Below are 21,970 nucleotides of genomic sequence, written 5' to 3'. Positions count from 1 at the left end.
TCTATTTCTCTACTTTCGTAACATGGAAAAAGTCAAAGCCCCTCAAAATTATAATTTTAATCCCGGGAATGTCATCAATCTCGAGAAAGGGAAAATTCCGCCTCAAGCTGTTGATTTAGAAGAAGTTGTGCTTGGAGCCATGATGATTGATAAAAGAGGTGTTGACGAAATTATCGATATTTTACATCCCGATGTTTTCTATAAAAGTGCCCATCAATATATATTCGAAGCCATATTTAAGCTGTTCGAGAATTCTGAACCGGTCGACTTATTAACGGTTTCCAATCAATTGAGGAAAGATCAGAAACTGGAGCAGGTAGGTGGCGACTTTTACCTGGTGCAGCTCACCCAAAAAGTGTCTTCTTCTGCTCACATCGAGTTCCATGCAAGGATCATTCTTCAAAAATATATTCAGCGTAGTTTAATAAAGATTTCCAACGAGATCATCGAAGAATCATACGATGAAACTACCGATGTTTTCGATCTTTTAGACACTGCGGAATCTAAACTTTATGAAGTAACGCAGGGAAACATAAAAAGATCTTCAGAAACTGCACAAGATCTTGTGATGCAGGCAAAGAAAAAGATCCAGGAGATTTCCAACAAATCAGGTCTTTCAGGGATTCCTTCAGGATTTGAAAAGCTCGATAAGCTTACTTCCGGATGGCAACCCAGTGACCTTGTGATTGTGGCGGCCCGTCCTGGTATGGGGAAAACGGCCCTCACACTTTCTATGGCCCGTAATATTTCTGTAGGCCAGAATATTCCTGTAGCCTTCTTTTCCCTGGAGATGTCTTCTGTACAGTTGATCACCCGTTTAATTTCTTCTGAAACCGGTTTGTCTTCAGAAAAACTCCGTACAGGAAATCTTGAAAAACATGAGTGGGAACAGCTTAACGTAAAGGTGAAGGGTCTTGAAAAAGCACCGCTTTTTATTGATGATACGCCTTCCCTGTCAATTTTTGACCTTAGGGCAAAGGCGAGGAGGTTGGCTTCTCAACACGGTATTAGGTTGATCGTGATTGATTACCTTCAGTTAATGACTGCCGGTGGTAGCCAAAAAGGAGGGAACCGGGAACAGGAGATCTCGACGATCTCCCGAAACCTTAAAGCCCTGGCAAAAGAATTGAACGTGCCGGTAATTGCGCTCTCGCAGTTATCGCGGGCAGTGGAAACAAGAGGGGGGTCAAAAAGGCCACTTTTGAGTGACCTTCGGGAATCGGGGGCGATTGAGCAGGATGCCGATATCGTTTCGTTCATCTACCGACCAGAATATTATAAGATAGAAGAGTGGGATGACGAAGAGCGTTCTCCAACAGATGGACAGGCAGAATTCATTGTTGCCAAACACAGGAACGGTGGACTTGAGAATATTAGGCTTAAATTCATTGGACATTTAGGTAAATTCGATAACTTAGATGACTTTGATTCCCCTTCTGAGTTCCATTCAAAGATGAATGACAATGATTCAGGAGATTTTGGATTTAATACCAGCCATTTCCCGAGTGCCAATGAAGCCTTCGGAAGCTCGATGAATGATGACTTAAATGATGACGACAGCGACGTACCTTTCTAATAAAATCTCATCTCTCCGGAATTTTTCCGTAGAGTTTATTACTAAAGACATATTTTTAAAAGCCGGAAATAGTACAACTTTTTCCGGCTTTTGCATACTGTTATTTTTCCTGGTGTTTTCTGCTTCAGCTTTTGCATCACAGATTCTTATCCCTATGGATGCCGAAAGTCAGCGTAACCACCTCAAGGCTTATGGCATCACTTACTGGATGCTCGACAAAGATGTAAAAGTGCAGTGGTTGCTCAATTACAGGGGCGGTTCCTTTTTATTGCCCATTTCCGAAGAACTCCGAAGAGAATGTAAGATCCGTGGTGTCTCCTATGAGGTGATTAGTGATCAAAAAACTTCAGATATTCTTGAAGAAATCTCGAGCCCATCTAAAAATATGCAGGCTGTATTACTTGAAAAAGCCCCTAAAATTGCAGTGTATTCTCCACAGGGAAATAAGCCTTGGGATGATGCTGTAACTATGGTGCTCACCTATGCCGAAATTCCTTATGAAACCATTTATGATGAGGAAGTTCTTAATGATGCCCTACTGTTGTTTGACTGGCTGCACCTGCACCACGAAGATTTTACGGGCCAATACGGAAAATTTTATCGCAGTTACCGCACTGCTCCCTGGTATATTGAAGACAAGAAGCAGGCTGAAGCTTTGGCTGCCAAACTGGGATATGAAAAACTTGCTGAAGAAAAACTTGCAGTGGCATTAAAAATTAGGGACTATGTGGTTGGAGGCGGATTCATGTTCGCCATGTGCAGTGCCACCGATAGTTTTGATATCGCCCTTTCGGCAGAAGGGGTAGATATTGCAGAACCTATGTTTGACGGTGATCCCAGCGACCCTAATTATCAAAAAGAACTGAATTTTGAGAAGAGTTTTGCCTTTGAGAATTTTATTTTGGAAAGAAATCCGATGGTATATGAATTCTCGTCCATAGATATGACGGGTAAGCGTCGTGTGCCTATGGATGTAGATTACTTTAGCTTGATGGAATACTCGGCAAAATGGGATCCGGTGCCTACTATGTTAACCCAAAACCACACCATGCTCGTCAAAGGATTTATGGGCCAAACCACAGCTTATGATCCTGCTACCATCAAACCCACTGTGCTGGTAATGGGGCAGAGCAAGATCAATGGGGAAGCAAAATATATCCACGGAATAAAAGGTAATGGATTTTTTACCTTTTATGGAGGCCATGATCCCGAAGATTACCAACACATGGTAGGAGACCCAAAAACCGAACTGGAACTACATCCCACTTCCCCCGGATATCGTCTTATTCTCAATAATGTGCTTTTTCCTGCCGCCAAAAAACAAAAACAAAAAACCTGAGAAGACTCTTTCTAGCCAACTATGGAAAAAACCAATAACTACAACAAGAAGATCACCAAAACAATTTTTATAGCCTTGCTGATGCTTTCAGCGCTTGCGCTGCTTATTTTTCACGCCAATTTCTTTCTCTTGGTCTTTGCCGGTATCTTCTTTTCTACTTTGCTAAATTTCTCTTCCAACTGGATAGTTAGTAAATCTAAAATGCCCTATTGGCTGGCGTTATTGCTGGTGCTTCTGTCCATGACGGGAATCCTGGTGTTGATCATTGTACTCATAGGCCCTTCTATGGTACAACAGGTGAAGGAAATGACAAACACTTTACCGCAATCTCTTAACAATTTGAGGGAGGAGATAAGGCAGACTTCCGTTGGGCGTAGTTTATTTGAAGAATTACCTTCAGATCTTGGTGCTTTAATTGAAAATCGGGAAAAAGTAGTGTCGAGAATTGTGGGGTCTTTTTCAACCACTATCGGGGCGATTGCGAACTTTTTTATCATCATCGTAACCGGAATCTTTCTGGCTTCCAGTCCAAAGATTTACACCCACGGATTTATAAGGTTATTTCCAATAAATTTCCGTCCGCGTTTAATTGAGGTGATGGATAAAACTCAGCGTTCTCTCAGCCTTTGGATGATGGCCAAGCTCATTTCTATGCTGGTAGTTGGAGTATTTACAGCTATAGGCCTGGAAATTCTTGGCATGCCCATGCCTTACGCCCTCGCGTTAATAGCTGCATTATTCTCCTTCATTCCCAATATCGGTCCCTATCTCGCCCTTGCGCCGGCAGTATTGATCGCACTCATGCAGGGAGGTAATATGTATATTTATGTGCTCATACTTTACTTTGGTATTCAAATAGTAGAAAGCTACTTAATTACGCCAATGATCGAAAAAAAGATGGTGCACCTGCCTCCCGCACTTACACTTTTCTGGATGGTACTTTTAGGGTTGATAACAGGAATTTTAGGGCTTATCATGGCCACGCCCATCCTTGCCGCACTTATAGTAATTATAGAAGAATTATATGTGAAAGACCATCTGGAGGCTTCCGGTAACCCCGAAAATGAGGTTGATAAAAAGCCGGTAGCGGTTGAAGCAGATCACGACGACTCCGATTCAAAATAATATTTTCTTATGAAAATTGATGCGCACCAGCATTTCTGGCAGTATGATGCTGAAAAATATTCATGGATTTCTGATGAAATGGCCGTGATCAGAAAAGATTTTTCTCCGGAAGATCTTGAGCCTTTGCTGTCAAAAAGGGGATTTTCGGGATGTGTTGCTGTACAGGCCGATCAATCTGAAGCAGAGACAGAGGTTCTGCTGAAAATGGCAAAAAAGCACGACTTTATTAAAGGAGTGGTTGGCTGGGTAGATTTAGGTTCCCCTGAAGTTGAAGAACGCCTGAAGCACTATTCAAAAAACACATTTTTGAAAGGTATACGTCACACCGTCTGGGACGAAAAAGGGGAATTTATGATGTCTTCTGAATTTCAGCACGGAATATCATTTTTGGCAAATCTCGGTCTCACTTATGATATTCTTGTTTTCGATTATCAGCTTGGCGGTGCTGTAGAACTTGTAAAAGCCTTTCCCCGGCAAAAATTTGTCCTTGATCACATGGGAAAACCCCAGATTTCAGGAAAACCCGATAAGCAGTGGGTAGAGCAGATTCAGCAACTGGCGTCTTTTCCCAATGTGTGGTGCAAAATTTCAGGCTTGGTAACCGAAACTCCCGACTTCAGCTGGAAAACTACCGATTTCTTCCCATTTCTTGAGGAGGTCACCGATGCTTTTGGTGTAGATCGCTTAATCTTTGGTTCTGACTGGCCGGTTTGTTTGTCTGCAGCAAGTTATTCAGAAGTTAACGGGATTATAGAGAAATTCTTCAGCAGTTATTCAAAAGAAGACAAAGAAAAGATCTTCGGAAAAAATGCTGCTGAATTTTATAACTTATAAGAGTAAAAACTAAGGTGTCAAAAATGGCAAAAATGGATTACATTTTTCAGAAGGAAATAAAACTTAAAGCCAAACCCAGAGGTTTTCACCTGGTAACCGATGAGGTGCTTCAGCAAATCCCTGAACTTAGGGAAATTTCTGTAGGATTTTTACAGTTGTTTATTCAGCACACTTCCGCCGGACTGACCATCAACGAAAATGCCGATCCTACCGTAAGAGATGATTTTGAGAGCCATTTTAATAAGATGGTACCCGAAGATCAACCTTACTATAAACATACTTTAGAAGGGAGTGACGATATGCCGGCGCACATAAAAGCAGCCTTATTGGGAACATCTCTTCAGATCCCCATTACAAATGGGCGACTAAACCTGGGCACCTGGCAGGGAATTTACCTGGGTGAACATCGTGACCACGGCGGCAGCAGGAAGTTGGTGCTTACCATCACTGGTACGAGCAAATAGTTTTGAATATCCTCTTTGGTTTATCATCCTGAACTTGTTTCAGGATTCTTCGAGAGTACACTTGGTACTTTTAAACTTTTTTGGATGGTTATATTTTATAGTGAGACCTACAAGGTTACAAAAACTTGCAGGTCTGTTGATATATAAAAAAAAACACCCCATCTTGCGGACATGCGGTGGAGGGGATTATTGCCGTAGAATATTTCTGCTAAAAAATCCTGCTTTTTCCCGCTATTGGAGATGGTACTGTTGAGGATTTGCGGTAGAGTAAAGACTTGAAAGGATTTTCATCTGTACATCTGTGGCTAATAGAAGAACCTGCTAATCGATTTCAGAAACTTTGCAGGTCAGGGTGAAAAAATCCTTCATGCGTTCGTCGCATCCTTAAAAGAGGTCTTAGTACGAAAAATTCCGCTCTTTCGAATGGAATTTTGCAGATCACAAAGAGTAAGAAAATCATCTGTGTATCTGTGGCAAGAACTTTAAAAATCTTCAGCACAAAAAAATCCCGCTCTTTCGAACTGGATTTTGCAGATCACAAAGAGTAATAAAATCATCTGTGCATCTGTGACAAGAACTTTAGAAATCTTCAGCATAAAAAAATCCCCCTCTTTCGAACGGGATTTTGCAGATCACAAAGAGTAATAAAATTATCTGTGCATCTGTGGCAAGAACTTTAGAAGTCTTCAGCATAAAAAAATCCCGCTCTTTCGAACGGGATTTTATAAGTGAGATAACAGTTTAATTTATTTTACTTTTTTGACGATAGCTTCAAACGCATCAGGGTGGTTCATCGCCAGATCGGCAAGAACCTTACGGTTCAATTCGATTCCTGCGGCTTTAACTTTCCCCATGAATTGTGAATAAGACATTCCGTGCATACGGGCACCTGCATTGATACGGATGATCCAAAGTGAACGGAAATTTCTCTTCTTGGTTTTACGGTCTCTGTAAGCATATAGCATTGCTTTGTCAACCGCGTTTTTCGCTACTGTCCAAACGTTCTTACGACGTCCAAAGTAACCTTTTGCTTGCTTAAGAACCTTTTTTCTTCTGGCTCTCTTCGCAACTGAATTTACTGATCTTGGCATATTTTTAAATTTTTTTGTAGCAGGCGGCCGGTAACCGGCACTTTTAATTAAAAGAGATCTCAGATCTCATATCTAAAATCTCACGTCTAATTGGCCTGACTCCAGGGTTATTAAATTTGGTAAACCATCAAAGGTTCAACTACAACAAACGTAATTGAAGTTTGATATTTTTTTCGTCTGCTTCATGTACCAAAGTACTGTGAGTCAGCGCTAGCTTTTGTTTTTTAGTCTTCTTGGTTAAGATGTGACTTTTAAACGCATGCTTTCTTTTGATCTTTCCGGTACCGGTAAGCTTGAAACGCTTCTTGGCACTGGATTTTGTTTTCATCTTAGGCATTCTGTCCTTCTTTTTAATTATCTCACTTATTATTGTAACTCATGCAATCCATTAGAATGGCAGGAGGTTATTTAGATTTTGACTTCTTGGGGGAGAGGAACATAGTCATTCTTTTCCCTTCAAGTTTAGGCATTTGCTCTACCTTTCCAAGTTCTTCAAGATCGGTAGCAAGGCGCAGTAAAAGGATCTCTCCCTGTTCTTTAAATACAATAGAACGCCCTTTAAAGAATACGAAAGCTTTTAATTTGGCTCCGTCTTTAAGGAATTTTTCTGCATTCCTTTTCTTAAACTCATAGTCGTGATCGTCTGTATTAGGACCAAAACGTATCTCTTTAACAACCACCTGGGTTGCTTTGGCCTTTAATGCCTTGTCACGCTTTTTCTGTTCATAGAGAAACTTTTTATAGTCCATTACTTTAGCAACGGGAGGATTGGCGTTGGGGGAGATCTCCACCAGGTCCAGCTCCTGTTCTTCGGCAATGGCTAATGCTTTACGGGTTGGGTAGACACCCATTTCCACGTTATCGCCTACAAGGCGAACTTCCTCCGCACGTATCTTTCCGTTAATGCGATGCGGATCTTCTTTGATTTCTCTAAGAGGTCTTTTGGTTCTTTTTCTACGTATTGCTATGGCTCAAAAATTTTAATTAAACTTCGAATGTTTTTAAAGTACTATTTACTTCTTCTTTAATTAGTTGGGCAAATTCTTCGACAGTCATGCTGCCAAGATCGCCTTCCCCGTGTTTACGTACAGAAACCGTTCCATTCTCTGCTTCCTGTTCTCCAACAATCAGCATATACGGAATCTTGCTTACTTCTGCTCCCCGGATTTTCTTACCAATGGTCTCATTCCGGTTGTCTACAAGGGCGCGAATTTCGTGATTTTCCAGCGAATTTAAAACTTTTTGGCTGTATTTTTCGTATTTCTCACTGAGGGAGAGAATAATAGCCTGTTCTGGCATCAGCCAAAGTGGGAAATTTCCTCCTGTATTCTCCAGCAGTACAGCTACAAAGCGTTCCATACTACCAAAAGGAGCACGGTGAATCATCACCGGTCGGTGCATTTCATTATCACTTCCTTTATAGGTAAGGTCAAAACGTTCTGGTAAATTATAATCTACCTGAATGGTTCCCAGCTGCCACTGTCTGCCAAGGGCATCTTTCACCATGAAATCCAGTTTGGGTCCGTAAAAAGCAGCTTCACCGGTTTCTACGATATAGTTAAGACCTTTCTCCTTTGCGGCATTGATTATGGCATTTTCAGCTTTATCCCAGTTTTCGTCAGATCCTATGTACTTCTCTTTATTCTCAGGATCTCTTAAAGAAACCTGAGCTGTAAAATCTTCAAATCCGAGGGAGCTGAATACATATAAAGTAAGATCGATTACCTTTTTGAATTCAGAATCTAATTGATCTGGAGTACAAAAAATGTGGGCGTCATCCTGAGTGAATCCGCGTACGCGGGTAAGTCCGTGTAATTCGCCACTCTGCTCGTAACGATAAACAGTTCCGAATTCAGCAAAACGCTTCGGAAGATCTTTGTAGCTCCAATGCCCGTGGTTGTAAATCTCGCAGTGGTGCGGGCAGTTCATAGGTTTCAGCAAAAATTCTTCTCCTTCATTCGGCGTTTTGATTGGCTGAAAGCTGTCTTCTCCATATTTCGCATAATGGCCAGAAGTAACATAAAGTTCTTTTTGCCCAATATGCGGAGTAACCACCATTTCATATCCGGCCTTCTTCTGAGCTTTTTTCAAAAAGTTCTCCAGGCGCTCTCTCAAAGCAGCACCTTTTGGCAGCCATAAAGGTAACCCCTGCCCAACTTTTTGTGAAAAAGTAAAAAGTTCCAGCTCACGACCTAATTTACGGTGATCCCTTTTCTTGGCCTCCTCCAGCATTTCAAGATATTCCTTGAGATCTTTTTGCTTCGGAAATGAAATTCCGTAAACCCGTGTCAACTGCGGATTCTTTTCATTACCTCTCCAGTAAGCCCCCGCAACACTCATCAGTTTCACTGCTTTAATCACGCTGGTGTTGGGAAGGTGGCCGCCGCGACAAAGATCTGTGAAGGTATCATGGTCGCAGAAGGTGATTGTTCCGTCCTCGAGGTTTTCAATAAGTTCAACCTTGAACGGGTTATTTTCTTTTTTATAGAAATCAAGAGCTTCCTGCTTGGAAACCTCTCTCATCTGGAAGTCGTGCTTACCCCGTGAAATTTCCAGCATTCGGTCTTCAATCTTTTTGAAGTCGTTTTCAGAGATCTTTTGGTCACCAAAATCCACGTCATAATAAAAGCCGTTCTCAATAGCGGGGCCAATAGTAAGTTTCGCGCCTGGGTAAAGATCCTGGATTGCCTGTGCCATCACGTGAGAAGAAGAGTGCCAAAAAGCCTTTTTTCCCTCGGCATCGTTCCAGGTATATAAAGTAAGGCTGCCGTCGGTATTTAAAGGAGTGGATGTTTCAACCACTGTATTGTTGAACTTTGCCGAAATCACATTACGGGCCAGGCCTTCACTAATGCTTTTTGCTACCTCCATTGGGGTAGTGCCGTTCTCAAACTCTTTAATACTGCCGTCGGGCAACGTAATCTTTATCATAAAACTCAAATTAGGTCTGCAAAGATAACAGGTTCATAGGTGCTTTACAATACTAATATATATAATATGTATGTGAAGGTTTTGGGCGTTCCCCGCCTTCGCTACCGCTCATTCGGGTCGGGCTATGCGCTCCAATCTTTTTGTTCATACTTCACAAAAAGGATTTCCGCTTCTCTCCCTAACGCAGGTACGCGTCTTCGATTCATTATTTTGTAATGGTTTTGGGGTTTTGTTCTTCGATTGGCATTGAAATAATCGGATTTGATTGATTGTTTTGATTCCTATTAATATAATTCGATGGATATTTCGTTTATCAGCTATAAACATTTGACCCCTTCGGGGTCACCCCTGCCGAAGAATAATACATATACCGGATCCAAAGGATCCGGATGGTTAGACCCTATCGGGTCTTATGTTTGTCACGTAATAAGTTACGAACTCAAGACCGCAAAGTCTCTTATTTCTTTAATAACGGGAACACGTCCCGAACCCCGACCCTGAAGGGGTCACATGTTCATAACCCCTGAAGCCTTCAACCCCACGATTCCAAAAGGTCTCACATGTTAGTAACTTGGATAGCGTAACGTTCATGACCCCGACGGGGTCACATGTTTTTAACCTGGATACCGTGATGACCCCGACCCCGAAGGGGTCGTACCTTCCGAAACGCCAACTCTCAAAAATGCCATTATTGGAACCTCTTACCTGATAAACGATGTTTTAAAAGCCGGAAGGAGCCATATAATTATAGGGCTTTCACAAAATTGTACCTCCTGCTGGTGTGATTCTTACCACATACTATATATTAAGAACAGGTCACGAACCCAGACCCTGGAGGGGTCTTATGTTTCATAACCCCTGAAGCCCTCGACTCCACGACCCCGAAGGGGTCATATGTTTGTAACTAAGAGGCAGTCACACCTTCGACGCCGACGGGGTCGCACCTTTGTGAATGTCACCTCTCAAAAATGCCATTTTCGGCACCTCTTATCTCATAAGGTATGTCTCAGGGTCCGAAGGAGCCATATAATAGTAGTACTTTCACAAAATTGCACCTCCTGCTGGTAATGGATCTACATAGTATATATAAGAGATATCATGTACTCATAATTTCGAAGGAATTACATGCTTATAGCAGGAGTGGAGGGAACTGTGACCCCGACGGGGTCCAATATTTATAACCAAGAGATCACGCCCCACACGACCCCGGCGGGGTCGCACCATCGAAAAATGCCCATCCTTGTAACCATACATCCTCTACTTTTAATTTCAGGATAAAAAAGTGTAGAAAAAATCTCTCTTCAAAAATTTCATTTTCAGCACCTTAGTTTTGGGGTTTAGAAAAATGTCAAAAAAACCTTAAAATATTTTTGTTGGAGGCTTGTGGGATTAGAATTCAGTTGTATATTTGCAGCCGCTTTGAGAGGGAGTGACGGGGGTAGGAGAGACGGTGTCTGAGCCTATATGTAGCAAGCCTTTAAAGCGAATAAGTTCTCTGAAATTTTTTTGAATTTTATCTTGGATTGTAAAGGAAATTGGTTTTATCTTTGCATCCGCTTTGAGAGGCACGGTAAGTGTTCTTTTAGGGTTGAAAAAGTTCTCTAAAAAACATTTTGAAGTTAAGTAATAAAGGTTGTAAGTTTGCATCCGCTTTTACGGGATTAGCTTCGAGAGTGGCTGAAAAAAAATAAAATTTTTTTATTGTCAGTTTCAAAAAAGGTTATACATTTGCAGCCGCTTTGAGAGAGAGCGAAAGTTCATAAAAACATGCTGAAAAGAAATCCCGGGTTGGGTGAGATAGAATAAGGTTCGACTCCTTTAATTTCAACAAGACGATCCTTCCAGTAATACGGAATGATCCTCCCCTTATAAAGGGGAGGTGCCGAAGGCGGAGGGGGTTTGAGTTCATTGACATATTGAATTGACAGCGCGTATGTTGCTTTAATTAGCAACAAATGCAAATAAGAATTAAGACTAGAAGAACGTTTTGAGCTTTGATTCCCGGTTAAACGGGATGAAGAAGAGGAATTCCTTTAGTAGTTGTTAAAGTATATAAGATTTAACGATGAAGAGTTTGATCCTGGCTCAGGATGAACGCTAGCGGCAGGCTTAACACATGCAAGTCGAGGGGCAGCACGTCTTCGGATGGTGGCGACCGGCGCACGGGTGCGTAACGCGTATACAATCTACCTTTTACAGGGGCATAGCCCGGGGAAACCCGGATTAATATCCCATGGTATTATTAAATGGCATCGTTTGATAATTAAAGCTTCGGCGGTAAAAGATGAGTATGCGTCCTATTAGCTAGATGGTAAGGTAACGGCTTACCATGGCTACGATAGGTAGGGGTCCTGAGAGGGAGATCCCCCACACTGGTACTGAGACACGGACCAGACTCCTACGGGAGGCAGCAGTGAGGAATATTGGACAATGGGCGAGAGCCTGATCCAGCCATGCCGCGTGCAGGAAGACTGCCCTATGGGTTGTAAACTGCTTTTATACGGGAAGAAACACCCCTTCGTGAAGGGGCTTGACGGTACCGTATGAATAAGGATCGGCTAACTCCGTGCCAGCAGCCGCGGTAATACGGAGGATCCAAGCGTTATCCGGAATCATTGGGTTTAAAGGGTCCGTAGGCGGGTTTGTAAGTCAGTGGTGAAAGTCTGCAGCTCAACTGTAGAACTGCCATTGATACTGCATACCTTGAGTAATTATGAAGTGGTTAGAATATGTAGTGTAGCGGTGAAATGCATAGATATTACATAGAATACCGATTGCGAAGGCAGATCACTAATAATTTACTGACGCTGATGGACGAAAGCGTAGGTAGCGAACAGGATTAGATACCCTGGTAGTCTACGCCGTAAACGATGGTTACTAGCTGTTTGGCTCGATTGAGAGCTGAGTGGCTAAGCGAAAGTGATAAGTAACCCACCTGGGGAGTACGTTCGCAAGAATGAAACTCAAAGGAATTGACGGGGGCCCGCACAAGCGGTGGAGCATGTGGTTTAATTCGATGATACGCGAGGAACCTTACCAGGGCTTAAATGTAGCTTGACAGGGGTGGAAACACCTTTTCCTTCGGGCAAGTTACAAGGTGCTGCATGGTTGTCGTCAGCTCGTGCCGTGAGGTGTCAGGTTAAGTCCTATAACGAGCGCAACCCCTGTGATTAGTTGCCAGCGAGTAATGTCGGGAACTCTAATCAGACTGCCGGTGCAAACCGTGAGGAAGGTGGGGATGACGTCAAATCATCACGGCCCTTACGTCCTGGGCCACACACGTGCTACAATGGTAGGGACAGAGAGCAGCCACTGGGCGACCAGGAGCGAATCTATAAACCCTATCACAGTTCGGATCGGAGTCTGCAACTCGACTCCGTGAAGCTGGAATCGCTAGTAATCGCATATCAGCCATGATGCGGTGAATACGTTCCCGGGCCTTGTACACACCGCCCGTCAAGCCATGGAAGCTGGGGGTACCTGAAGTCGGTCACCGCAAGGAGCCGCCTAGGGTAAAACTGGTAACTGGGGCTAAGTCGTAACAAGGTAGCCGTACCGGAAGGTGCGGCTGGAACACCTCCTTTCTAGAGATTTTGCCTCTTATAAGGCAAAACGCAATTACGACATAAGGAGCCTTTTTACAAATAAAGTGATAAGCTTCTTTTGGTCTTAATTCACTGTCAATTTAATAATATATAGTATTGAGATATGAGTATTGAGTATTGAGATGAGGCGAAAAGCTATCTCACTACTAATTACTAACTACTCACTACTAATTGCAGTCTCATAGCTCAGCTGGTTAGAGCGCTACACTGATAATGTAGAGGTCGGCAGTTCGAGTCTGCCTGAGACTACGAAATACAATTAACAATGATCAATAAACAATGGTCAGAGTTAAGAAGTTCATTGAGAAATACTGAAGGAAATTTTAGAAGTTGGGCAACCAGTTTACAGTACGCAGTTAAGCAGTACGCAGTACAGTGAGAACTGAATACTGAATACTGACCACTGCCAACTAAAAAAACGGGGGATTAGCTCAGCTGGCTAGAGCGCCTGCCTTGCACGCAGGAGGTCATCGGTTCGACTCCGATATTCTCCACCACACAATGATCAATAAACAATGATCAATGATCAGTTTTAAACTGGTGATTGTTGATTGCTAATTGATAATTGTAGAAAGTTCATTGACATATTGGAAAATAAGAATACGAGAAACATAAAAATTTCTATAGTTGTAAGATTATAGATAGAGCAAATTATATTAAATAAGAGTGTTGAAGTAAGAATAGGAGTTATTTATAATTCTGAACTCTTAACTCATAACTTTTAAAAGAGCATATTAGGTAAAAGCACATAAGCTAAATAAGGGCGTATGGGGAATGCCTAGGCTCTCAGAGGCGATGAAGGACGTGATAAGCTGCGAAAAGCTGCGGGGACTGGCACATACAGGTTGATCCGCAGATATCCGAATGGGGCAACCCAGCATACTGAAGGTATGTTATCCGAAAGGAGGCGAACCCGGAGAACTGAAACATCTAAGTACCCGGAGGAGAAGAAAACAATAGTGATTGCGCTAGTAGTGGCGAGCGAACGCGCATTAGCCCAAACCGGTAAGTTTACGGACTTACCGGGGTTGTAGGACCACGACATTGGTTGTGAACAGAATTAGAACACTTTGGAAAGAGTGGCCATAGACGGTGATAGCCCGGTATAAGTAATGAACATAAACCATAGTGGTATCCTGAGTAGTGCGGGGCACGAGAAACCCTGTATGAATTTGGCGGGACCATCCGCTAAGGCTAAATACTCCTGAGAGACCGATAGTGAACCAGTACCGTGAGGGAAAGGTGAAAAGAACCGTGAATAACGGAGTGAAATAGATCCTGAAACCATACGCTTACAAGCGGTCGGAGCCCTTTAGGGGGTGACGGCGTGCCTTTTGCATAATGAGCCTACGAGTTAACGTTGCCAGCGAGGTTAAGGGGTTAAGCCCTGGAGCCGTAGCGAAAGCGAGTCTGAATAGGGCGCTTTAGTTGGTAGTGTTAGACGCGAAACCGTGTGATCTACCCTTGGGCAGGTTGAAGCTGTGGTAACACATAGTGGAGGACCGAACCCGTTGACGTTGAAAAGTCTTGGGATGACCTGAGGGTAGGGGTGAAAGGCCAATCAAACTCGGAAATAGCTCGTACTCCCCGAAATGCATTTAGGTGCAGCGATTAATTAGTTTTATAGAGGTAGAGCTACTGATTGGATGCGGGGGCTTCACCGCCTACCAATTCCTGACAAACTCCGAATGCTATAAAATGATGTTAATCAGTGAGGGCATGGGTGCTAAGGTCCATGTCCGAGAGGGAAAGAACCCAGACCATCAGCTAAGGTCCCCAAATGTATGTTAAGTTGAAAAAACGCGGTTGAACTGCTTAGACAGCTAGGATGTTGGCTTGGAAGCAGCCATTCATTTAAAGAGTGCGTAACAGCTCACTAGTCGAGCGGTTCGGCATGGATAATAATCGGGCATAAACATACTACCGAAGCTATGGATTCTATACATTAGTATAGAGTGGTAGGGGAGCATTGTAACAGCGTAGAAGGTGTACTGCGAGGTATGCTGGAGCGGTTACAAAAGAAAATGTAGGCATAAGTAACGATAATGCGGGCGAGAAACCCGCACACCGAAAGACTAAGGTTTCCTCAGCTATGCTAATCAGCTGAGGGTTAGTCGGGGCCTAAGGCGAACCCGAAAGGGGTAGTCGATGGACAACCAGTTAATATTCTGGTACCTGCTTTGCGTTAAAAGTGACGGAGGCGAGAATTAGGTGCGCACTGACGGAATAGTGCGTTGAAGGGAGTGGTAACACCCCGATAGTACACCCAAGCTTCGGCGGCGGTGATAATCCTGAATATCGACTTCCAAGAAAAGCGAGCAAAAGCAGCCCGTACCGCAAACCGACACAGGTAGTTGGGATGAGAATTCTAAGGTGCTCGAGAGATTCATGGCTAAGGAACTAGGCAAAATTGACCTGTAACTTCGGGAGAAAGGTCGCCCCACTCCGGTGGGGCCGCAGTGAAAAGGTCCAGGCGACTGTTTATCAAAAACACAGGACTCTGCTAAATCGAAAGATGATGTATAGGGTCTGACACCTGCCCGGTGCTGGAAGGTTAAGAGGAGATGTTAGCTTCGGCGAAGCATTGAATTGAAGCCCCAGTAAACGGCGGCCGTAACTATAACGGTCCTAAGGTAGCGAAATTCCTTGTCGGGTAAGTTCCGACCTGCACGAATGGTGCAACGATCTGGACACTGTCTCAGCCATGAGCTCGGTGAAATTGTAGTATCGGTGAAGATGCCGATTACCCGCTGTGGGACGAAAAGACCCCGTGAACCTTTACTATAGCTTAGTATTGACTTTGGACAAGTGATGTGTAGGATAGGTGGGAGACATTGAAGCGGTATCGCCAGGTATCGTGGAGTCATTGTTGAAATACCACCCTTTACTTGTTTGAAGCCTAACTTCCATTGGAAGGACAGTGCTTGGTGGGTAGTTTGACTGGGGTGGTCGCCTCCAAAAGAGTAACGGAGGCTTCTAAAGGTTCCCTCAGCACGCTTGGTAACCGTGCGTAGAGTGCAATGGCATAAGGGAGCTTGACTGAGAGACATACAGGTCGATCAGGTACGAAAGTAGAGCATAGTGATCCGGTGGTTCCGCATGGAAGGGCCATCGCTCAAAGGATAAAAGGTACTCCGGGGATAACAGGCTGATCTCCCCCAAGAGCTCACATCGACGGGGGGGTTTGGCACCTCGATGTCGGCTCGTCACATCCTGGGGCTGGAGAAGGTCCCAAGGGTTGGGCTGTTCGCCCATTAAAGTGGCACGCGAGCTGGGTTCAGAACGTCGTGAGACAGTTCGGTCTCTATCTACAGTGGGCGTTAGAAATTTGAGTGGATCTGACTCTAGTACGAGAGGACCGAGTTGGACCAACCTCTGGTGTACCAGTTGTTCCGCCAGGAGCACTGCTGGGTAGCTACGTTGGGAAGGGATAAGCGCTGAAAGCATATAAGCGCGAAACCCACCACAAGATGAGATTTCTTTAAAGGATCGTGGGAGACTACCACGTTGATAGGTCACAGGTGTAAAGGCAGTAATGTCATAGCCGAGTGATACTAATAATCCGTATAGCTTAGTGCGCTTCCCGGCCTGCAAGGGCCGGGGAGGATAACCTAAAGCTTAATATACTGCTCAAAGTGTTTTCTTATATTATTATTTTCCAACTATGTCAAAGTTATTAGGTATGATATCTAGTAAGTAATCATGGCTACTGCCAACTGATCACTGAACACTGCATACTAACGATTTAAGGTGGTTATAGCAACGGGGCTCACCTCTTCCCATTCCGAACAGAGAAGTTAAGCCCGTTAGCGCAGATGGTACTGCTATTTGTGGGAGAGTATGTCGCCGCCTTTCTTTTAAACCCTTCATCATTTATTTGATGAAGGGTTTTTTTATGCCCTGAAATCAGCAAGGCCTGTAGCTAACCACGGATCAAGAACAAAAGTTGTGGACTAGCTAAATAATGTAGTTAATCTGTACAGGAAAAATTCTACATTTTTCACCCCTCTAAATTGACTTCTAAAAGCTTTAATTTTTGCATTGAATGATTCTGCTGAAGCATTTGTGCTTCTATTTCTAAAGTAGTTTAAGATCGATCTGTAGTTGAGACTTATTGTTGTGGCAACGGTGTTAAATGATTTAAATCCGGATTCTTCTACTTCTTTATACCAATGGGCTAATCTTGTATATCCTGCTTCAATAGATTTTGTCTGGTTAAATACATTTCTAAGGCTATTGACAAGTGCATAGGCTTTATCAATGTCTGTATATTCATGGAACAAGATTTTAGCTCTTTTAGATTGACTTTCTGTCCATTTCGATGGAGCTTTGTATAGCAGATATCTACTCCTGGCCAATAACTGTTTCCTGGTATCTCCATTGGTAAAGGTCTCTGGAGTATAACTTTGGCCTTTTAATTTTCTCTTCTGTATCTGCTCGTTTTCATAATCAATTGCTTCCCATCGATGCTTGATCCGGAGGTTCTGAAGGGCTTCAATAGCCAGCTTCTGGACGTGGAATCGATCTGTGACTTTTATTGCTTTTGGAAAACATTTCTGCACGATAAGCTTCATGGAATGAGCCATATCTAAGCTTATCTCCTTCACTTTATTGCGTTGATAAGAAGGGATCTTTAGTAATTGCTCAATGATAGCTTCAGCTTTAGTACCGGCAATAATAGCTACAAGTGCTCCTTTTTTACCTTTAGCCTTCTTATTGGTGATGATCGTGTAGAGCTCTCCTTTGGATAGAGCAGTCTCATCAATGGAGAGGTAAGGTCCCATATTCTCTGGAAAGATAAGCCACTTTCTGGCGTGCTTCTTTTCTTTCCACTGCTTAAAATCACTCAGAAAGTCTTTGTACTGGCGCTGCAGTTTCTTTCCATTGACACTGTAGAAACTTCCAATAGTATGGCAGTCAGAAGCCTTAGTATCGACTAATTTCTTTTAAAAAAGCAGCGAACTCGTTGGTCATACGTGTTCCCTGTGCTACTAAGTTCCAGTCTCTTTGCACTACCTGTCCGGTATCTTTATCCAACCATCGACGGCGTTTCACATGAAGATAAACGGTGTTTCCCCGGAGCGGAAAGTCTTGAATAGTAATTTCTTTGTGGAAACCTTTAGATACTAAAATCTTGGAAGAATGTTCGTGAGGAGGGATATTGCGTTCTTCAAAATAAAGATGAAGTACTTCTTTTTCTTTTCTACTCTTTTCTAAGTCAAAATTCTCCACCAAGAATTGTGGAAGTACAAGCTTAATCAGGTCCAGGTAATTATTATCCACCTACAGTAATTTTTCTGCAAAGATCGAGATTTACTCCAATTCCTCCACAACATTTAGGAATGATCCCTAACCACTCCTCAGAGAGGAGGGGGATTGCAGTAGAAATTTACCCCGCTGGCGCGGATTTGTAATCCGTGCTCTGTCACCCAACAAGCATCCCGGTCCCCATGCACCACCCCGTCTCCGTCTCCCGGCGGATCCACCCCTCCTCAGCTGAGGAGGGGAACATTTAAGCGAGAAGCTTCTGTAGAAAACGACTTTCAGCACCCCTACCTTCTAGGGAGGGGCAATCTGCCTGTGGCGGATGGGAAGGGTCTCGCTTCCGAAATGTGGCTGGCGCGGATTTGTAATCCGTGCCGGGTTAACCAAAACAATTTCCCGGAAACATGCACCACCCCGGCCTGTGGCCACCCTTCATCAGAGAGGAGGGAAACTGACAAAACGTGAAGTCACATTTGAAACCGAATATCAACATCCCTCCCTTCCAGGGAGGGGAAGTCCGAAGGACGGGGAGGGTATTCTTTCCTCAAAATTTACTTCAGGTAATATAACAGAATTCAGCAGAATTTAACGTATTACTATTTCACTTCATAGGTGAGAACGTCAACTTCAGAAAGCCTGAAATATCCGAAAGGAAAATTTTCAGGGTTAGTTTGATTTACAATATTTCCTCTCACAATGCTGGGCTGGGTCTGAAAAGGACCGCCATTCGAAGTCCCGGCCTGAGAACGCAGTATGAACATGTAATCGTAAAATCCGTCGGAGATTCCCTGGATTTCGAACAGCACTAAATCGCCTTCTTCTGCATCTTCGTCACTAAAAAATGCAAAAGTCTGGTTGCCATTCGTGAATTCGTCGTTATATATTTGAAGTGAATATTGCTCGTTCAGGTATCTAAAAAAGTAGAAATTCTCTGCATCTGCAGGGTCTTCATAAAATACTTTAAACTCATATTCATCTCCTGAAAACCCACCCAGTTCCTGTTCGACGAAAAGCAGATCTGTAGTGGTGTAATACTCTTCTGTGGCAGTATAGACTTCGTTTTCATAGATCACCTCTAGCTGGTAGGTAATATTCTCTTCAGGGGTAATATCGTCGTTTTGGTAAATTCCCTCGCTTACCTCTTCAAAAAGGTATTCCTGGCCTGTTTCCGAAGTAACCTTAACATTGGCGCCGGTTACCGGTGGTACTTCGTCATCAAAATAAGGTGCCGTTGTAGTAAGTTTAATGCTCTGTATATTCGTTTCTTCTTCACTATTCCATACCAGAGAGGCTTCAATGACGAGTCGTGGTTCAGCTTCTTCCAAATCAACATCTATCACCTCTTCACATGAGATGAACATCATAAACAGCAGTAAAAACCCAATTTTTTTCATCGTCAAAATTTAAAGTTGTAGGTCACAGAGGGCACTATGCCAAAAAGCGAAAGTTTTACAGCTTCATTGACCGAGGTGTCATCGTTCTCCCTAAAGTTAATCGAAACCGCATTTTTACGCGCATATACGTTGTAGAGTCCAAAATTCCATGAAGAACTATAAGCTTTTGCCGATCTCTTTTTAGGGGTGTAAGTAGCTGAAATATCTAGCCTGTGATAATCAGGAAGTCTGTTACTATTTCGGTCCGCATATACAGGGATCGTCATGTTTTCAAAAATATACTGCCCGGTAGGATAAGTTGTGGGAAGACCTGTTTGGTAAATAAAGTTGGCGCTAAAATCCCATTTTTGACTCACCTCATAAGTAGCAGTTAATGAAACATCATGCGTCTTATCGTAAGCGGTGGCATACCACTCCGTATTATTGATTCCGGGCTCTATAGGTGTTCTTCCGGGGGTGCGCTGTTCAGATTTTGATAAGGTATAGGCAAGCCATCCGGTGAATTTTCCTTTATTTTTTTTCAGCAGTAATTCTGCGCCATAAGCCCGGGCTTCTCCAGGTAAAATCACCTGTTCTATAGCATCATTTGCAATAAGGTTTGCACCGTCTATGTAATCAAGTCGGTCTCGCAGAGTTTTATAATAGCCTTCAATTTCAAGCGAATATTCATCATTAGCAAAATTTCTGTAATATCCTGCTGCTACCTGGTCCAGGGATTGGGGTTCGATATATTTACCACTTGGCGTCCACACATCTAGCGGCGTAGGGGAACTGGTGTTGGTTATAAGGTGCACGTACTGGGTCATCCTGTTGTAACTAAGCTTCACGCTTTGATCTTCAGCAAAAGTATAGGCCAGGGCAAGCCGGGGTTCAAAATTTCCGAAAGAGCGCTCCACCTCATTTTTTTCTGAAGTCTTTACGCTTACAGGATCGGCTTGCTGATAAATCCCAAACCGCTGGTTGTATGTCACCGGACTTTCATCATAAAGGTTGAGCTCCTCCTGTCCCATTCTCAAAAAGTTGCTGTACCTAATACCATATTCTGCGGAAAGTTTTTCAGAAATTGTATGTTCAACCGATAAATATACAGCCGATTCTAAAGCGTATTTCTTGATAAGTTCTCTTGGGATAATTCCTGAAGAAGCCGAATTTGGTTCTATTTCTCCCGGGTTAAACTCATACCAGGTAGAATGAATACCGTAGTCCAGGCTCAGGTTCCTGTTGAGATAATGGTCGAGATCATATTTGAAATTGAAGTTCTTTATCCCGCTGTTCCAGTTGAATCCCACAAAATCTAAGGTGAGACCGTAGTAATAATCGCTGTATATGAGAGAAAGATTGCTGAAGATATTATCTTTTAAAACCCGATTCCATCTAAGGTTGAAAACTGAATTCCCATAAATGTTTTTAAAACTGTCGCTCAAATTAAACACATCCCTCCCGAAGTAACCCGAAAATAAAATAGTGTTTTTTTGATCGAGCCTAAAAGTCAACTTGGTATTGAGATCATAGAAATACGCAGAATTTTCATTATCAGTTAGTTTTAAAAATAGGTGAGCGTATGAACTTCGGCCTCCAATTAAAAAAGAACTTTTTTCCTTCTCAATTGGTCCTTGCGCCAGCAATCGACTGGAAATGAGTCCAATTCCTCCATTAGCCTCAAATTCCCGACTATTTCCATCTTTTTGATAAATATCGAGGACAGAAGATACCCTTCCGCCGTATTTGGCCGGTATACCTCCTTTATAAAGCTTCAGGTTCTTTATGGCATCGGGATTAAATACCGAAAACAATCCAAACAGGTGACTGGAGTTATAGATAGTGGCTTCATCGAGCAAAATAAGATTTTGATCGGCTGCACCGCCGCGTACGTTAAAACCTGAAGAACCCTCTCCCGCATTTGAAACTCCGGGAAGTAAAAGCAGGGATTTTACAATATCTACCTCCCCAAAAACTACAGGTTGCTTCTGTATAGTAGCAATTTCGAGCTTATTTACACTCATTTCAGGCTTCCTTATGTTAAGCCTTTCAGTGTCATCGGTTATCACCACCTCTTCCAGATCCTGCGCTGCCGTACTTAGCTGGAAGTTCAGTTTCATGTCGTTCTCCACATCTATCCTTTGTGAAACCGACTGGTATCCCAGGTAAGACACCTCCATTCTATGGGTACCTGCAGGAACCTTTATGGAATAAAATCCGTAGTCATTGGTCACCGTTCCCGTTTGTAGTTCAGGGAAAAGGATATTTACCCCGGCCAGGGTCTCGTTGTTCTGGGCATCTTTTACCACACCATTAATCACAAGGGTTTCCTGTGCCCACATCGAAATGCAGGAGAGGAGCAAAGAG

At 43.1% G+C, this 21,970-nt stretch carries 13 protein-coding genes, 2 tRNA genes and 3 rRNA genes; 10 read left to right on the top strand and 8 right to left on the bottom strand.

What is annotated here, in order from left to right:
• Positions 1–22 precede the first annotated feature (22 nt).
• The 5 genes from dnaB to VS868_RS02755 all read left to right on the top strand — a co-directional run bounded on the left by dnaB (position 23) and on the right by VS868_RS02755 (position 5,338).
• Positions 23–1,576, top strand: a complete 1,554-nt coding sequence (gene dnaB / locus VS868_RS02775) for a replicative DNA helicase (protein ID WP_266069985.1) — start codon at positions 23–25, stop codon at positions 1,574–1,576.
• A gap of 154 nt (positions 1,577–1,730) precedes the next feature.
• Complete coding sequence (locus tag VS868_RS02770; RefSeq protein ID WP_345599816.1) at positions 1,731–2,915, top strand: asparagine synthetase B; 1,185 nt, start codon at positions 1,731–1,733, stop codon at positions 2,913–2,915.
• A 21-nt stretch (positions 2,916–2,936) separates the two neighbouring features.
• A complete protein-coding gene (locus tag VS868_RS02765) occupies positions 2,937–4,040 on the top strand; it encodes an AI-2E family transporter (protein ID WP_345599111.1) in 1,104 nt (367 codons plus the stop codon).
• Positions 4,041–4,049: 9 nt separating this feature from the next.
• On the top strand, positions 4,050–4,874 hold the full coding sequence (locus VS868_RS02760) for an amidohydrolase family protein (protein WP_345599110.1): 825 nt from the start codon (positions 4,050–4,052) through the stop codon (positions 4,872–4,874).
• A 32-nt stretch (positions 4,875–4,906) separates the two neighbouring features.
• Positions 4,907–5,338 (top strand): secondary thiamine-phosphate synthase enzyme YjbQ, encoded by a 432-nt coding sequence (locus VS868_RS02755; RefSeq protein ID WP_345599109.1) that lies wholly within the window; start codon positions 4,907–4,909, stop codon positions 5,336–5,338.
• Between the two features lie 746 nt (positions 5,339–6,084).
• Here the strand turns inward: VS868_RS02755 and rplT are convergent.
• The 4 genes from rplT to thrS all read right to left on the bottom strand — a co-directional run bounded on the left by rplT (position 6,085) and on the right by thrS (position 9,360).
• Entirely contained in the window at positions 6,085–6,429 is a 345-nt protein-coding gene (gene rplT / locus VS868_RS02750) for a 50S ribosomal protein L20 (protein WP_266069989.1), read from the bottom strand.
• Between the two features lie 139 nt (positions 6,430–6,568).
• Complete coding sequence (rpmI, locus tag VS868_RS02745; RefSeq protein ID WP_029033297.1) at positions 6,569–6,766, bottom strand: 50S ribosomal protein L35; 198 nt, start codon at positions 6,764–6,766, stop codon at positions 6,569–6,571.
• A gap of 67 nt (positions 6,767–6,833) precedes the next feature.
• Positions 6,834–7,355, bottom strand: coding sequence for a translation initiation factor IF-3 (gene infC / locus VS868_RS02740; RefSeq protein ID WP_345599815.1), 522 nt, complete (start codon positions 7,353–7,355; stop codon positions 6,834–6,836).
• Between the two features lie 58 nt (positions 7,356–7,413).
• Positions 7,414–9,360: a threonine--tRNA ligase gene (thrS, locus tag VS868_RS02735; RefSeq protein ID WP_345599108.1), complete on the bottom strand. Its 1,947-nt coding sequence runs from the start codon at positions 9,358–9,360 to the stop codon at positions 7,414–7,416.
• A 2,062-nt stretch (positions 9,361–11,422) separates the two neighbouring features.
• Here thrS and VS868_RS02730 point away from each other — a divergent pair.
• From VS868_RS02730 to rrf, 5 genes are all read left to right on the top strand, one after another.
• Positions 11,423–12,944: ribosomal RNA gene (locus tag VS868_RS02730) — 16S ribosomal RNA — on the top strand.
• Positions 12,945–13,140: 196 nt separating this feature from the next.
• Positions 13,141–13,214, top strand: a tRNA-Ile gene (locus tag VS868_RS02725).
• A 171-nt stretch (positions 13,215–13,385) separates the two neighbouring features.
• Positions 13,386–13,462: transfer RNA gene (locus tag VS868_RS02720), tRNA-Ala, on the top strand.
• 248 nt (positions 13,463–13,710) lie between these two features.
• Positions 13,711–16,544: ribosomal RNA gene (locus VS868_RS02715) — 23S ribosomal RNA — on the top strand.
• 167 nt (positions 16,545–16,711) lie between these two features.
• A 5S ribosomal RNA gene (gene rrf / locus VS868_RS02710) occupies positions 16,712–16,820 on the top strand.
• Together the 16S, 23S and 5S rRNA genes with 2 tRNA genes alongside form the textbook arrangement of a ribosomal RNA operon.
• 98 nt (positions 16,821–16,918) lie before the next feature.
• Here the strand turns inward: rrf and VS868_RS02705 are convergent.
• The 4 genes from VS868_RS02705 to VS868_RS02690 all read right to left on the bottom strand — a co-directional run bounded on the left by VS868_RS02705 (position 16,919) and on the right by VS868_RS02690 (position 21,945).
• Positions 16,919–17,839: a transposase gene (locus VS868_RS02705; RefSeq protein WP_345599806.1), complete on the bottom strand. Its 921-nt coding sequence runs from the start codon at positions 17,837–17,839 to the stop codon at positions 16,919–16,921.
• 52 nt (positions 17,840–17,891) lie between these two features.
• On the bottom strand, positions 17,892–18,248 hold the full coding sequence (locus VS868_RS02700) for a transposase (protein ID WP_345599107.1): 357 nt from the start codon (positions 18,246–18,248) through the stop codon (positions 17,892–17,894).
• A gap of 578 nt (positions 18,249–18,826) precedes the next feature.
• Positions 18,827–19,624 (bottom strand): DUF4249 domain-containing protein, encoded by a 798-nt coding sequence (locus VS868_RS02695; protein WP_345599106.1) that lies wholly within the window; start codon positions 19,622–19,624, stop codon positions 18,827–18,829.
• Positions 19,625–19,626: 2 nt separating this feature from the next.
• A complete protein-coding gene (locus tag VS868_RS02690; RefSeq protein ID WP_345599814.1) occupies positions 19,627–21,945 on the bottom strand; it encodes a TonB-dependent receptor in 2,319 nt (772 codons plus the stop codon).
• Positions 21,946–21,970 lie beyond the last annotated feature (25 nt).

It is taken from the genome of Salinimicrobium sp. 3283s, assembly GCF_039602225.1.
GTDB lineage: Bacteria > Bacteroidota > Bacteroidia > Flavobacteriales > Flavobacteriaceae > Salinimicrobium > Salinimicrobium profundisediminis.
This window is presented reverse-complemented; position numbering and strand designations above follow the sequence as displayed.